Raw genomic sequence first — 13399 nt, 5'->3', positions numbered from 1 at the left:
CCGAAGGGACCCCGTGATGAAGGACCACGTCGAGCTCCGCTCCGGTGCGTACGCCGACTCGGTGACGCTGCTGCAGGTCAGCCGCGCCGTGCAGGCGACGCCCGGAGTGCTGGCCGCGCAGGTGGCGATGGCCACCGGCCTCAACCTCGAGGTGCTCGAGGGGATGGGCTTCGACGTGCCCGACTCCTCCCCCAACGACATGGTCGTCGCGCTCCGCCTCGACGACGACGCCGACGTGGCCGCCGCCCTGGCCGCGGTCGACGCCGCCCTCACCCCCACCCGTCCGACGTCCGGCGACACCACCGTCGCGCCGCCGCGCACGACCGGCTCGGCCCTGCGCCGCAGCGGCTCGGGCGCGATCGCCCTCGTGTCCGTGCCCGGAGCGAGCGCCACCGTCGAGGCGATGGACGCCCTCGAGGCCGGGCACGACGTGATGGTCTTCAGCGACAACGTCCCGGTGGCCGAGGAGGTCGCCCTCAAGACCTACGCCGCCGGCCGCGGCGCCCTCGTCATGGGACCGGACTGCGGGACTGCGGTCGTCGACGGCGTGGGGCTGGGCTTCGCCAACGCCGTACGACCCGGCCGGATCGGCATCGTCGCCGCCTCGGGCACCGGCTGCCAGCAGCTCCTCGCACTGCTCCACCACGCGGGGGCCACGCACGACGAGGTCGGCGTCCGCTGGGCGCTGGGCGTCGGCGGCCGCGACCTCTCGTCCGCCGTCGGCGGTACGTCGACCCGCGAGGCGCTGCGCCGCCTCGACGCCGACCCCGACGTCGACCTGGTCGTCGTCGTCTCCAAGCCCCCGGCTCCCGAGGTGGCGAGCGACCTGACGTCGTACGTCGACACGCTCGGCACCCCGGTCGAGCTCGGCCTGCTGGGTCGCGGTCAGCGCGACCTGACCGCGGTGGCCGAGGCCGTGCTCGCCCGCCTCGGCCACGACGCACCGCAGTGGCCGGTCCACGGCGCCCACAACACCGGCCCCGCGACCGGTCCGCTGCTGCGCGGCCTGTTCGTCGGCGGCACCCTGTGCGACGAGTCCATGCTGATGGCCACCGACGTCCTGAGCCCGGTCCGGTCCAACATCCCGCTCTCCCCGGACCTCGCCCTCGCCCCGAACGAGCGTGGAGACCTGCTCGGCGACGGCCACTCGTTCGTGGACTTCGGTGACGACGCCCTCACCCAGGGCCGCGCCCATCCGATGATCGACCCGACGCTCCGCAACGAGCAGCTCGCCCGCGCCGCGGCCGACCCGTCGACCGGGGTCGTCCTGCTCGACCTGGTCCTCGGCCACGGCGCCGAGCCCGACCCGGCCGCCCTGCTCGCTCCCGCCATCGCCGCCGCCCGCTCCGACCGCCCGGTCCCGGTCATCGTGAGCCTGGTCGGCACCGACCTCGACCCCCAGGGCCTCGACGCCCAGTGCGACGCCCTTGTCGCGGCCGGAGCCGAGGTGCACCTCTCCAACGCGGCCGCCACCCGGCGCGCCCTCGACCTGATCGGATCACAGGCATGAGCGAGACCCGTGTGATGAGCGTCGGCGCCACCACCCCCACGGTCGTCGCCTGCGGCGCCGACATGTTCGCCGACGCCGTCGCCGACCAGGCCGTCGAGGTCGAGCGCGTCGACTGGCGCCCGCCGATGCCCGGCACCGAGGCAGACCTCGCGCGCGTCGCCACCGACCCCCGTCGCACCGAGGCCAACCGGCGGGCCGTCGAGGCGATGCTCGGGGTGACCGCCCACCTCGTCGACGTCGCCCCCGCCTCCGAGGTCCTCGGGCTGGAGAAGGGGCAGTTCCTCCACGCCGGGCCGCCGATCGAGTGGGCCCGCACCTCCGGCCCGCTGCGCGGTGCCCTGATGGGCGGTGCCGCCCTCGAGGGCCTGGTCGACGACCCGGAGGGCGCCGCCGCGCTCTTCGAGTCCGGCAGCAACGTCAGCCTCGAGCCGTGCCACCACCGCAGCGCCGTCGGCCCGATGGCCGGCGTCGTCACGCCGTCCATGTGGATGTGGGTCCTCGAGGACCGCGCCACCGGCAGGCGGACGTACTGCTCCCTCAACGAGGGCCTCGGCAAGGTGCTGCGCTACGGCGCCTACAACGACGAGGTGCTCACCCGCCTGCGCTGGATGGGCGACGTGCTGGGGCCACTCCTCCAGGCCGCGGTCCGCGGGACCGCCGAGGCGTCGGACGTCACCGGCATCCTCACGCAGATGCTCCAGATGGGCGACGAGGCACACAACCGCAACCGCGCCGGCACGCTCATGCTGCTGCGCGACCTCTCCCCGGCGATGGTCACGGCCGGCTTCGACGGCAAGGACGTCGCCGACGTGCTGCGCTTCGTCGGCGGCAACGACCACTTCTTCCTCAACCTCGCGATGCCGGCCTGCAAGCTCGCCCTCGACGCCGGCCGGGACGTGCCGGGCTCGACGATGGTCGTCGCGATGGCCCGCAACGGCACCGACTTCGGCATCCAGGTCTCCGGCACCGGCGACGAGTGGTTCACCGGCCCCGCGCAGGTCGCGGAAGGCCTGTTCCTCGGCGACTACGGCCCCGACGACGCCAACCCCGACATCGGCGACTCCGCGATCACCGAGACGGCCGGGATCGGCGGGTTCGCGATGGCGACCGCGCCGGCGATCGTCCGCCTGGTCGGCGGCTCCGTGCCGGACGCGCTCGCCACGACGCGCCGCATGCACGAGATCACCCTCGCCGAGAACCCGCGCTGGTCCGTGCCGGTCCTCGAGTTCCAGGGCACCCCGACCGGCATCGACGTCACCAAGGTGTGCCGGACCGGGATCCTGCCGCAGATCAACACCGGCATGGCCGGTGCGGTCGCCGGCGTCGGGCAGGTCGGGGCCGGCCTCGTCACCCCGCCCGCGGAGATCTTCCCGAAGGCCCTCGCCGCCCTGGCGGCGAGGGTGCCGGCGAGCTAGGCGTCGGCCGGACGCTCGTTGTAGGCGCCGGCGAGCTCCTGGCCGGTGAGCCCGGCGATCGCGCCCATGATGCGGTCGGTGAGGTCGCGGCGGGCGCGCCCGCTGGGCACGCCGTCGTACTCCCCGGCGACGCGGATCGGCTCGCCGAAGCGGACGGTGACGTCCACGCGACCGAGCCGGGGCCGGGTGGCGCCGACGGGCTGGATGTCCTCGGTGCCGGTGAGCCCGACGGGGACGACCGGGGCGCCGGAGGTGAGCGCGAGGTGCGCGACCCCGGTACGGCCGCGGTAGAGCCGGCCGTCGCGAGACCGCGTGCCCTCGGGGTAGATCCCGAAGGCCTCGCCCTTGCCGAGCACCTCGAGCGCGGTGTCGAGGCTCGCGATCGCGGCCTTGGTGTCGTCGCGGTCGACGGGCAGCATGCCGAGCCCCTCGAACCACGCCCGTGACAGCGCGCCCTTGACGCCGGTGCCGGTGAAGTAGTCGGACTTGGCGAGGAAGACGACCTTGCGCGGCACCACGACCGGGATGACGACGCTGTCGAAGAAGGACAGGTGGTTGCTGGCGACGATCACGGGGCCGGAGGTCGGCACGTGGTGCAGCCCCTCGACCTTCGGGCGCCACACGGCTCGGGCGACCGGCGGGATGACTCCGTGCGCGACCGTGTAGAGCATGGGGTCATCATGCCCGGAGGGTCGGCTGGTGGAACGCCCGTCCCAGATCGACCGAGCCGTTCGGGCGCAGCGGTGTGCCCTCCTCGAGGTAGGCCTGGCGCGCTTCCTCGTCGTGCGACGGCGGCAGCGACCCGTCGGCTCGCACCACCCGCCACCACGCGACGGCCGCGCCGTGGGAGGCCATCACGTTGCCGACCAGCCGCGGGCCGCCGCGACCAAGCCGGTGGCCGACCACGTCGGCGATGGCGCCGTACGTCGTCACCCGGCCGCGCGGCACCGACTCGGCGCACTGCAGCACCAGCTCGGCGTAGAGCTCGCGCTCCTCCTGGGTCGTCATCTCACCGCATCCTCATCGATCCTCATCGGGCCGACTCGGACCGGGTGAGCCTCGTGGTCACCAGCAGCAGGACCCCCGTCAGCGCAGCGGTCGCCAGCCACAGCCAGGCCGGCGCCTGCCGCGGATCGAGGCCGCGGACGGCGAGCCAGGCCACCGGCACCGGTACGACGGCCAGCAGCGCGCGGACGACCCAGACCCGGACGAGGTGCGGGTCGACCGCGAGCGTCGGCGGGCCGTAGGACAGCAGGGTGGCGGCGACGTGCGCGCCGAGCAGCAGCACCGCGACCACCAGGACCCGCCAGTCGACGACGCCGTGCGCGGCCCACCACCCGGCGACCAGGACCAGCGGGATGATCCCCACGCCATGGTCGGGCGCGCGGGCCCACATCACGGCGGTGACGGGCACGACGACGAGGACGAACCAGTGCGGCACCTCGGGCAGGGCGAGGGCGAGGGCGGCGCACGGGAGCAGGACCACCAGAGCGCGCAGCGCGACGACCGGGGTGGTCACGCCCGGAGCGGCGAGGCGGAACGACGTCGCCATCACGCACGCACCTTCGGCACCCGGCCGCGGCGGGCGAGCTGGCGCAGGACGGTGTCGAGGGTGCCAGGGCCCCGCCACGGGACGACCGGGGTGCCCAGCTCGGCGAGCCGCCGCACGCGGTCGTCGCGCTCGATCCGCTGCATCCGGGCCGCCAGCGACGGCAGGGCGAGCCGGTCCCCCGGTTGGTCGGCCATCGTGTCGGCCATCGTGTCGCCGATGGTGTCGATGACCACGACGGTCCCGCCGCTGCGCTGCAGGCTGACGGTCGCGGTGACGAGCGGGGTGAAGAACATCGGCGACAGGACGTAGACCACGCTGCCGGCACCCGCACCCAGGTCGAGGCGGTCCGGCGCCACGCTCCGGGTCTCGGTGCGGATCCGGGCGAGGGTGCCCTGGAGGCGGTGGAGGTGGCGCGAGCCGGACCCGAGCGGCACCCGGGTGGCGTCGGCGGCGACGACGAGCAGACCGACGCGGTCGCCGGTGCGCACGTGGTGCTCGGCGAGGGCGGAGGCCGCCCGGACCGTGAGGTCGAGCGTGCTGGCGGCCCCGTCGATCCCGCCCGAGGCCCCGATGTCGCTCAGGCCGTCGACCACGATCCACACCGACGCGTCCTGCTCGGCGCGCGTGGTGACCACGTGCAGGTCGCCGGTGCGCAGCGACACCGGCCAGTTGATCCGCTTGAGCCGGTCGCCCGTCGCGAAGGGCCGGATCCCCTCGAACTCCGTGCCACTCCCGATGCGCCGCGACCGGTGCCGGCCGACGAGGCCGTCGGGCTGGGGCACCTCCGCGCGGGTGTCGTACGGCGCCGTCTGCGGCAGGACGTTGAACCCGCGCTCGGGCAGGTCGTGCGGTCCCCACCGCCACCCGGCCCAGGGGGAGGTCAGTGCGACCCGCTCGGCGCCCACGACGCGACGTCCCCACCGCCGGGGGCTGGAGTGGACGACCGGCAGGCCGTCCTCGACCAGCGAGCCCGCCGCTCCGTGCACGGGCCGGGTGACGACGTGCGTCGCCCGGGCCGTGGCGCGGCTGACGTGCTCGACGCCGGTGAGGTCGTCGACCAGCAGTCGGGAGGTGGTGCCCTGGCCCTCGTGCAGCCGCACGTGGTCGAGGCTCGCCGAGACGTGCGGTGAGGTGCGCGGCCGGCTGAGCAGACCCATGGCGGCGAGCACGGCGAACGGCGCGGCCAGGACGACCAGCACCTCCTGGCCGAGCACGACCCCACCCGTCACGCCGCCGAGGGCGAGCAGGCAGGACCGGACGAGCGAGGGGGTGGGCCGCCAGGACGTCACCGGCGTGCGCCCGCCGAGGAGGCCCGGGACTCGAGGGTGCGCGGCGTCTCGACCGAGGCCAGGACGGCGTCGACCACCCGGGCGCCGGAGGCCTGGGTCATCCAGAGGTCTGGCTTGACCGTGATCCGGTGGGCGAGGACTGCCCGCGCGACGACCTTGACGTCCTCGGGCACGACGTAGTCACGACCGCGGATCGCCGCCCAGGCGCGGGCGGTGAGGACGAGCCCGAGGCTACCGCGAGGCGAGGCCCCGGTGAGCACGTCGGAGTGCGAGCGGGTGGCGGCGACCAGCTCGACGCAGTAGCGCGCGACCGACTCGTCCACGACGATCCGCTCGACGGTGTCCTGGACGGCGGCCAGCCCGGCGGCGTCCGTCACCTGCTCGACGTCGACCTCCTCGCGCCGCCGGTCGAGGCGGCGGCGGAGCACGTCGTACTCCTCCGCGGCGGTCGGGTAGCCGAAGGTCACCCGCATCAGGAAGCGGTCGAGCTGCGCCTCGGGCAGCGGGTACGTGCCCTCGTACTCGACCGGGTTGGCGGTCGCGAGCACGTGGAACGGGCGTGGCAGCACGTGCGTCTGCCCCTCGACCGTGACCTGACCCTCCTGCATCGCCTCGAGCAGCGCCGCCTGCGTCTTGGGCGGCGTCCGGTTGATCTCGTCGGCGAGCAGCAGCCCGGCGAAGATCGGCCCGGGCCGGAAGTCGAACTCGGCACGGCGCTGGTCGAAGACGTAGGACCCGGTGAGGTCGGCCGGCAGCAGGTCCGGGGTGAACTGGGCGCGCGAGAAGTCCAGCCCGAGAGCGCCGGCGAACGACCGTGCGGCGAGCGTCTTGCCGAGACCCGGGAAGTCCTCGAGCAGCACGTGGCCCTTGGCGAGGATCCCGGCCAGGACCAGCGCCAGGACCTCGCGCTTGCCCACGACAGCCCGGCCGACCTCGTCCAGCACGCGCTCGGCGAACCGGGAGACCTCGGCAGGTCCGGACGGTGCGGTACCGCTGTCGGCGGGGTGGTCAGCGTCGGTCACGGGACTCCTCGATTCGGGTCAGGATGCGGTCGATGTCGGCGGGTGCGATGCGGCTCGTGCCGGCCAGCTCGCGCCGGAGCTCGTCGGCGAGGGCCGGGTCGCGCCCCCGCGCCAGCGCGACCAGCCGGTCGGCGAGGGCCTGAGAGGGGTGGTCGGCCTGCTGGTTGCTGGTCAGCACCCGCAGGTCGGAGGTCACCTCGCCCGTGCGGTCCTGCCGTGGCTGGACGGGAGACTGCCAGTAGGCGATGGGGGCGTCGACGGAGTCCACCGCGAGGAAGACCATCGCGATCGCGATGGCGGCCCAGACGACGTACGGCAGCGGCTGGGGGTCGAAGTCGAGCCAGATCGCGCACACGTAGCCGATCGCCGCGACGACCACGCCGCCGGCCAGCCGGCCGAGCAACCTGCCCGAGGTCGTCCTCATGCCCGCGCCCCCAGGCTGGCGCGGATCGCGTGGAGGGCGTCGAGCGCCTCGGCCCGGTGCCGCTCGGTGATCTCGTGGTCGGAGAAGCGGGCCTCGCGGTAGAGCTCGGCGAGCCGGTTCACGGGCGCGACGTCGGCGTCGGCCAGGTCGAGGATCCTCAGCGCGTACTCGGACGACGTCTCGGACGCGCGACGGGGCACGCCGGCCCTCTCCCCCTGGACCTCGAACCGGTGCCACGTCGCGACGATCGCGTTGCGCGGGTCACCGGCACGCAGCACCTCCTCCTGCTCTCCTGCGTCCGCGACGACCGCCTCGCCCACCCGCTGGGGCTCGGCGAGGACCTCGAAGCCGACGTCGGCGCGCTCGCGTGGCTCCCGGCGCCGGCGGACCGACCTCGCCGCGACCACGACGAGCCACAGCGCTCCCAGGACGATGACCACCAACAGGGCGAGGAGGAGGACGGTGACGAGCACGTTCACCCAGAACGGCGGCGGGTGCTGCTCCACGAAGTCGCGGTTGTCCTGGAGCGTGTCAGCAGGCGGCTCGCAGTAGTCGCGCTGGTTGTAGTCGTCGGGGATCACGACGGTCGTGGTGCCGTCGGCCGCCGTGCGCACGGGCAGCGGGATGCACGACTCGGTGCGCGGGGCGGCGGGAGCAGGGCGCGGTCCGGGCCCGGTGAACGCCTCGTCGGGCCCGATCAGCGTCGCCCACGCCACCAGCACCAGGAACAGGCTGGTCGCCGCCACCGTCACCACCGCACGGACGGCAGGCGAGACGTCCCGGAGCGCGCGCATGGCGCGACCCTAGGTCAGCGGGGTCGCGCCGTGCGAGGGCTGGGCGTCAGTACGACGGCTGGCTCGGGTCGATCTGGTTGACCCACGCGACGACGCCACCACCGACGTGGACCGCGTCGGCGTACCCGGCTCCCTTGACGATCGCCAGCGTCTCGGCCGAGCGGACGCCCGACTTGCAGTGCATGACGATCTGCTTGTCGCTGGGCAGCTGCGACAGCGCGTTGCCGTTGAGGAACTCGCCCTTGGGGATCAGGATCGAGCCGGGGATGTGGTTGATCTCCGCCTCGTTGGGCTCGCGGACGTCGACGAGGACGAAGTCCCGCTCGCCGTTGTCGCGCTCCTTGAGCATGTGCTCGAGCTGGACGACCGATATCGTCGAGCCGGCGGCGGCCTCGGCGGCCTCGTCGGACACCGCGCCGCAGAAGGCGTCGTAGTCGATCAGCTCGGTGACGGTGGCGTTCTCGCCGCAGAGTGCGCAGCTCGGGTCCTTGCGGACCTTCAGCTTGCGGTACTCCATCTCGAGGGCGTCGTAGATCATCAGCTTGCCGGCGATGGGCTCGCCGATGCCGGTCAGCAGCTTGATCGCCTCGTTGACCTGGATGGAGCCGATCGACGCGCACAGGACGCCGAGCACGCCGCCCTCGGCGCAGCTCGGGACCATGCCGGGCGGCGGGGGCTCCGGGTAGAGGCAGCGGTAGCAGGGCAGGTCCTCGCCGAGCGACGGCGCGAACACGCTGGCCTGCCCGTCGAAGCGGTAGATCGAGCCCCACACGTAGGGGATGCCGAGGAAGTACGCCGCGTCGTTGACCATGTAGCGGGTCGCGAAGTTGTCCGTGCCGTCGACGATCAGGTCGTAGCCGCGGAACACGTCCATGACGTTGTCGTTGTCGAGCCGGTCCTCGTGGAGGACGACCTGGACGTAGGGGTTGATCTCGGCGATGGACTCCTTGGCCGAGAGGCCCTTCGGCTTGTCGATGTCGCTGACCCCGTGGATGACCTGGCGCTGCAGGTTGGACTCGTCGACCGTGTCGAACTCGGCGATGCCCAGCGTGCCGACACCGGCCGCGGCGAGGTAGAGGAGGGCGGGCGAGCCGAGGCCGCCGGCGCCGATGACGAGCACCTTGGCGTTCTTCAGCCGCTTCTGCCCGCTCATCCCGACGTCGGGGATGATCAGGTGGCGGCTGTAGCGGCGCACCTCGTCGGTGGTGAGCTCTGCGGCCGGCTCGACGAGCGGCGGGTACGACACGGTGGGACTCCTTCGTCTGGGTCGTGGCTGCCGGTGGAACGCCTCGGCGACCCGGTGTGTTCCCATCGTCCGACGCGCCCGCCCCGTCGCCGTACGACGTCCCGGCATCCGGACTGCCGGTCGCCGCGCGCGATTCCGCCTCCAGGCGGCGGACGTCCTGCGGGAAACGCAGGATTTACACGGAGATCCTTGCCTTTTCGATGGCGGTTGGGGTGAAGTGACCTGCTGGTGGCCAGATCACTGCTCCTGTGGCCGTTCGTCCCGGAGCCGACCACCGCACTCGGAATCCCCCTCACACCTGGAGTAATCCCTCGTGAAGAAGCTGGTACCCGGCATCATCGCCGGAACCGCCACGCTGGCGCTGGGCATGTCTGCCCTGTCCCCCGCCGTGGCCGTCCCCTCGAACGACACCCCCACCGCGCGTGACGCGACGAGGGTCAAGCCGGACAACCGTCCGGGACCCATGACGAAGAAGCAGGACCGGCTGCGCGAGAAGGCGCTGGCGATGCTCGACAACGGCTCCGCCAAGCTGCGGCAGCGCGCGGAAGGCGCGACCGTGGCGCTCGGCAACGGCGAGTTCGTCGAGTTCCCCGTCGAGAAGACCGACAAGATCTTCACGATCCTCTCGGAGTTCGGCGACACCGGCTCCGGCAAGCTCGGCACCACCCCGGGGCCGCTGCACAACCAGATCCCCGAGCCTGACCGCGCGACGGACAACTCGACCTACTGGGTCCAGAACTTCGACAAGGCGCACTACGAGGAGATGTTCAACGGCGACGGCGAGTCGTTCAAGAACTACTACAAGCAGCTGTCCTCCGGTCGCTACACGGCGGTCAACACCGTGAGCGACTGGGTGAAGGTGCCGGGCAACGCCTCGACCTACGGCGACAACAGCGTCGAGGACGACGGCGGCTCCTGGAAGTTCATCGACGACTCCGCGGACGCGTGGTTCGCCAAGGCCAGCGCGACGATGTCGACGGCCGAGATCAACGACTACCTGTCCCAGTTCGACCAGTGGGACCGCTACGACTTCGACGGCGACGGCAACTTCAACGAGGCCGACGGCTACATCGACCACTTCCAGGCCGTGCACGCCGGCGAGGGCGAGGAGGCCGGCGCCGACGCGGACGCGATCTGGTCGCACCGCTGGTACGTCAGCACCGGCTACGGCACGACCGGCCCGGCGGTCGGGTCGCAGAACAACCTCGGCGGCGGTGCCCGGATCGGTGACTCCAAGTACTACATCGGCGACTACACCGTCGAGCCCGAGAACGGCGGCCTCGGCGTCTTCGCCCACGAGTTCGGCCACGACCTCGGCCTGCCCGACTACTACGACACCGCCGGCGGCGAGAACGGCACCGCGTTCTGGACGCTCATGTCGTCCGGCTCCTGGCTCAGCCACGGGGCGAACGCCCCGGCAGGCGGCGAGGGCATCGGCACTGTCCCCGGCCTGATGGGCCCGGAGGAGAAGCGCTACCTCGGCTGGCTCGACTACAGCACGGTCGACGCGGGACAGAGCGGGACCTTCACGCTCGGCCCGTCGCAGCACACCTACGACGGTGCCGACCAGGCCATCAAGGTGAACCTGCCGAACTCCGACACGCCCTACGACTACGCCACCCCGATCGAGGGCACGCACGCCTGGTGGTCCGGCCGCGGTGACGACCTGTCGAACTCGATGACGAGGACCGTCCCGGCCTCGTCCTCGGTGACGGTCACGGCCAAGGCCAACTACTCGATCGAGGCGGGCTACGACTACCTCTACGCGCAGTTCTCGGTCGACGGCGGCACGACGTGGACCAACGTCGGCAAGGCCGTCGACGGCTCGTCGAACGGCAAGTGGGTCGGCCTGCGCTACAGCTACAAGCCGGGCGGCAAGGAGTCGCAGTTCCGGTTCCTCTACAAGACCGACGGCGGCTACAACGAGTACGGCGCCTTCCTCGACGACATCGCGATCAAGAGCAGCGCGGGCACCTTCACCGACGGCGCCGAGAGCGGCGACAACGGCTGGACGCTCGACGGCTGGACGGCGTCCACCGGCAGCGGCTCGATCGAGGCGGAGCGCTACTACCTGCTCGAGAACCGCCAGTACGTCGGCTACGACAAGACCCTTGCCGAGGGGCCCTACCAGTTCTCCAACGGCATCACGAAGCCCGACTGGGTCGAGTTCTTCCCGTTCCAGGACGGCATGCTGGTCTGGTACGTCGACAGCTCCTACACCGACAACAACGTCTCGGCGCACCCCGGCGCCGGCGCCTCGATGGTGGTCGACGCGTTCCCGAACTCGCTGACCTACCCGGACGGCACCAGCCCGAGCAACCGACGCGAGCCTTTTGACGCGACCTTCGGCCTCGACACCGTCGACCCGGTCTGCCTGCACAAGGAGGTCGCGGGCGGCACCAAGAAGGCGCCGACCGTCACGGTGGCGGAGGCGTGTGCGACGAGCGGCGGGACGCCGCAGCTCGCCACGTTCGACGACAGCGACCCCGACGCGTACTACGACGCGGCCGCGCCGCAGAACTCGGTGCGGGTCGCCGGGGTCGGCGTCAAGGCCACCGTCACGGGCAACGACGGCGGGTTCCTGACCGTCGCGGTCTCCAACCCGGCGGCGAAGGCCACCCCGTGACCCACCCGGTGAGCTGACGCACCCAGCACGACACGCAGGGAGGGACCCCGGGACACCCGGGGTCCCTCTCCGCGTCCGGCGGGGCCGATAGGCTCGGACCCTCACTACTCAGCAGTACCCAGCAGCAGGAGCAGCACGTGACCGTAGGCGGCACCGACACCGACACCGGGGCCCCGCGCCCGCGCGGCGGCAGGATGCCCCGGCGCGAGCGGCGCGCCCAGCTCCTCGACTCGGCCCTCGAGGTGTTCGTCGCGCAGGGCTACCACGCCGCGGCGATGGACGACATCGCCGAGCGAGCCGGCGTGTCCAAGCCCGTGCTCTACCAGCACTTCCCCGGCAAGCTCGACCTCTACCTCGCGCTGCTCGACACCTCCTGCGACCTGATCATCGACAACTGCCGCGCGGCACTGGCCTCGACGACCGACAACAAGGACCGCGTCGCTGCCACGATGCAGGTCTTCTACAGCTACGTCGCGTCCGAGGAGGGCGCGTTCCGGCTGGTCTTCGAGTCCGACCTCACCAGCGAGCCCGACGTGCGCGAGCGCGTGGACCGGGTGACCACCGAGTGCGCCTCGATGATCGCCGACGTGATCCGCACCGACACCGGCCTTCCCGACGAGCCGTCCCAGCTGCTCGCCGTCTCGCTCGTGGGAATGGCGCAGGTGTCCGCGCGGTTCTGGCTCGCAGGCGGCGGCGACATCCCGCAGGACGACGCCGCGGCCCTGATCGCGGGTCTCGCCTGGCGCGGGATCCGCGGGTATCCGCGCACCGACGACCACTGAGACACCAACCACCAGCAGCACCGACCCAGCAAGGAGCACCACCGTGGAGGTCAAGATCGGCGTGCAGAACGCCCAGCGCGAGCTGGTCGTCGACACCGACAGCACGCCCGACGACATCGAGCAGCGGCTCACCGAGGCGATCGCCGGCAACGGCGTCCTGCGCCTCTCCGACGTCAAGGGCCGCACCGTCGTCGTACCGGCCGACAAGATCGCCTACGTCGAGCTGGGCTCCCCCACCTCGAGCACCGTCGGCTTCCGCTGATCCCGCGCTGATCCGGGTCCGACGAGATGGCCCGAACGGGCCATTGACACCTTCACCCTTCAGGGGGCGCGGTGTTTGCTCGCGCTCTCGGCGAGCGACATCATGGAGGGGCCGGCACATCCCTGCCGGCCCCAGCTCACGGGACCCGTGGCAAAGAAAGGTGGCGCATCATGGTCGTTGACCTCATCGTCCTGATCATCGTCGGCGCAATCATCGGCCTTCTCGGCAAGCTCGTCGCGCCGGGCGACAAGGACAACATCCCGATCTGGCTGACCATCCTGTGCGGCATCGGCGGGGTGCTCATCGGCTACTGGATCTACTCGCTGTTCGGCGGGGACGGCTCGCGCGGTGTCGACTGGGTCCGCTGGATCGTCGCCATCATCGTCTCGGCCGTGCTGGTCGTGATCGCCTCGACCGTCACCGGACGCAACACGGGCAGCCGCACCCGCGTCTGACCCGGCCCAGCCCACGCAGCGC

General features: G+C 72.3%; 14 protein-coding genes. 6 read left to right on the top strand and 8 right to left on the bottom strand.

Annotated elements, in window-relative coordinates:
• Positions 1 to 16: 16 nt before the first annotated feature.
• Together L2K70_RS19710 and L2K70_RS19705 are read left to right on the top strand one after the other, a co-directional pair.
• The gene (locus tag L2K70_RS19710) at positions 17 to 1510 is read left to right on the top strand and encodes an AllF/FdrA family protein (RefSeq protein WP_236405048.1); all 1494 of its coding nucleotides are present in this window, start codon (positions 17 to 19) and stop codon (positions 1508 to 1510) included.
• A complete protein-coding gene (locus L2K70_RS19705) occupies positions 1507 to 2925 on the top strand; it encodes a YlbE family protein (protein ID WP_236405047.1) in 1419 nt (472 codons plus the stop codon). Before L2K70_RS19710 ends, L2K70_RS19705 begins: the two co-directional genes overlap by 4 nt.
• On the opposite strand, the gene L2K70_RS21390 is transcribed toward L2K70_RS19705, so the two are convergent.
• Genes L2K70_RS21390 through moeZ form a run of 8 tightly spaced genes read right to left on the bottom strand, consistent with a single transcriptional unit; the run spans position 2922 to position 9252 of the window.
• Positions 2922 to 3596: a lysophospholipid acyltransferase family protein gene (locus L2K70_RS21390; protein ID WP_268930947.1), complete on the bottom strand. Its 675-nt coding sequence runs from the start codon at positions 3594 to 3596 to the stop codon at positions 2922 to 2924. The genes L2K70_RS19705 and L2K70_RS21390 overlap by 4 nt on opposite strands.
• A gap of 7 nt (positions 3597 to 3603) precedes the next feature.
• Entirely contained in the window at positions 3604 to 3933 is a 330-nt protein-coding gene (locus L2K70_RS19695) for an MGMT family protein (protein ID WP_236405046.1), read from the bottom strand.
• Between the two features lie 22 nt (positions 3934 to 3955).
• Complete coding sequence (locus tag L2K70_RS19690; RefSeq protein ID WP_236405045.1) at positions 3956 to 4480, bottom strand: hypothetical protein; 525 nt, start codon at positions 4478 to 4480, stop codon at positions 3956 to 3958.
• Positions 4477 to 5766 carry a DUF58 domain-containing protein gene (locus L2K70_RS19685; RefSeq protein WP_236405044.1) on the bottom strand — a complete coding sequence of 430 codons (1290 nt, stop codon included), beginning with the start codon at positions 5764 to 5766 and terminating at the stop codon, positions 4477 to 4479. The genes L2K70_RS19690 and L2K70_RS19685 overlap by 4 nt, the downstream gene beginning before the upstream one ends.
• On the bottom strand, positions 5763 to 6788 hold the full coding sequence (locus L2K70_RS19680; RefSeq protein WP_236405043.1) for an AAA family ATPase: 1026 nt from the start codon (positions 6786 to 6788) through the stop codon (positions 5763 to 5765). Before L2K70_RS19680 ends, L2K70_RS19685 begins: the two co-directional genes overlap by 4 nt.
• Entirely contained in the window at positions 6775 to 7212 is a 438-nt protein-coding gene (locus L2K70_RS19675) for a hypothetical protein (RefSeq protein WP_236405042.1), read from the bottom strand. The genes L2K70_RS19680 and L2K70_RS19675 overlap by 14 nt, the downstream gene beginning before the upstream one ends.
• Positions 7209 to 8006: a DUF4129 domain-containing protein gene (locus tag L2K70_RS19670; protein ID WP_236405041.1), complete on the bottom strand. Its 798-nt coding sequence runs from the start codon at positions 8004 to 8006 to the stop codon at positions 7209 to 7211. Before L2K70_RS19670 ends, L2K70_RS19675 begins: the two co-directional genes overlap by 4 nt.
• A 46-nt stretch (positions 8007 to 8052) precedes the next feature.
• Positions 8053 to 9252 carry an adenylyltransferase/sulfurtransferase MoeZ gene (moeZ, locus tag L2K70_RS19665; RefSeq protein WP_236405039.1) on the bottom strand — a complete coding sequence of 400 codons (1200 nt, stop codon included), beginning with the start codon at positions 9250 to 9252 and terminating at the stop codon, positions 8053 to 8055.
• 313 nt (positions 9253 to 9565) lie between these two features.
• Between moeZ and L2K70_RS19660 the strand changes: the two genes are divergently transcribed.
• The 4 genes from L2K70_RS19660 to L2K70_RS19645 all read left to right on the top strand — a co-directional run bounded on the left by L2K70_RS19660 (position 9566) and on the right by L2K70_RS19645 (position 13377).
• The gene (locus tag L2K70_RS19660; protein ID WP_236405036.1) at positions 9566 to 11878 is read left to right on the top strand and encodes an immune inhibitor A domain-containing protein; all 2313 of its coding nucleotides are present in this window, start codon (positions 9566 to 9568) and stop codon (positions 11876 to 11878) included.
• A 194-nt stretch (positions 11879 to 12072) separates the two neighbouring features.
• The gene (locus L2K70_RS19655; RefSeq protein ID WP_236405216.1) at positions 12073 to 12660 is read left to right on the top strand and encodes a TetR/AcrR family transcriptional regulator; all 588 of its coding nucleotides are present in this window, start codon (positions 12073 to 12075) and stop codon (positions 12658 to 12660) included.
• Between the two features lie 43 nt (positions 12661 to 12703).
• Complete coding sequence (locus L2K70_RS19650; RefSeq protein WP_236405035.1) at positions 12704 to 12922, top strand: DUF3107 domain-containing protein; 219 nt, start codon at positions 12704 to 12706, stop codon at positions 12920 to 12922.
• Positions 12923 to 13092: 170 nt separating this feature from the next.
• The gene (locus tag L2K70_RS19645) at positions 13093 to 13377 is read left to right on the top strand and encodes a GlsB/YeaQ/YmgE family stress response membrane protein (protein ID WP_236405034.1); all 285 of its coding nucleotides are present in this window, start codon (positions 13093 to 13095) and stop codon (positions 13375 to 13377) included.
• The last annotated feature ends 22 nt before the right edge of the window (positions 13378 to 13399 follow it).

It is taken from the genome of Nocardioides potassii (assembly GCF_021648885.1).
Taxonomy (GTDB): Bacteria; Actinomycetota; Actinomycetes; order Propionibacteriales; family Nocardioidaceae; genus Nocardioides; species Nocardioides potassii.
This window is presented reverse-complemented; position numbering and strand designations above follow the sequence as displayed.

Coding starts and splice junctions, on each gene's coding strand:
- L2K70_RS19710 (WP_236405048.1), top strand. CDS start 17: ATGAAGGACCACGTCGAGCTCCGCTCCGGTGCGTACGCCGACTCGGTG.
- L2K70_RS19705 (WP_236405047.1), top strand. CDS start 1,507: ATGAGCGAGACCCGTGTGATGAGCGTCGGCGCCACCACCCCCACGGTC.
- L2K70_RS21390 (WP_268930947.1), bottom strand. CDS start 3,596: ATGCTCTACACGGTCGCGCACGGAGTCATCCCGCCGGTCGCCCGAGCC.
- L2K70_RS19695 (WP_236405046.1), bottom strand. CDS start 3,933: ATGACGACCCAGGAGGAGCGCGAGCTCTACGCCGAGCTGGTGCTGCAG.
- L2K70_RS19675 (WP_236405042.1), bottom strand. CDS start 7,212: ATGAGGACGACCTCGGGCAGGTTGCTCGGCCGGCTGGCCGGCGGCGTG.
- L2K70_RS19670 (WP_236405041.1), bottom strand. CDS start 8,006: ATGCGCGCGCTCCGGGACGTCTCGCCTGCCGTCCGTGCGGTGGTGACG.
- L2K70_RS19655 (WP_236405216.1), top strand. CDS start 12,073: ATGCCCCGGCGCGAGCGGCGCGCCCAGCTCCTCGACTCGGCCCTCGAG.
- L2K70_RS19645 (WP_236405034.1), top strand. CDS start 13,093: ATGGTCGTTGACCTCATCGTCCTGATCATCGTCGGCGCAATCATCGGC.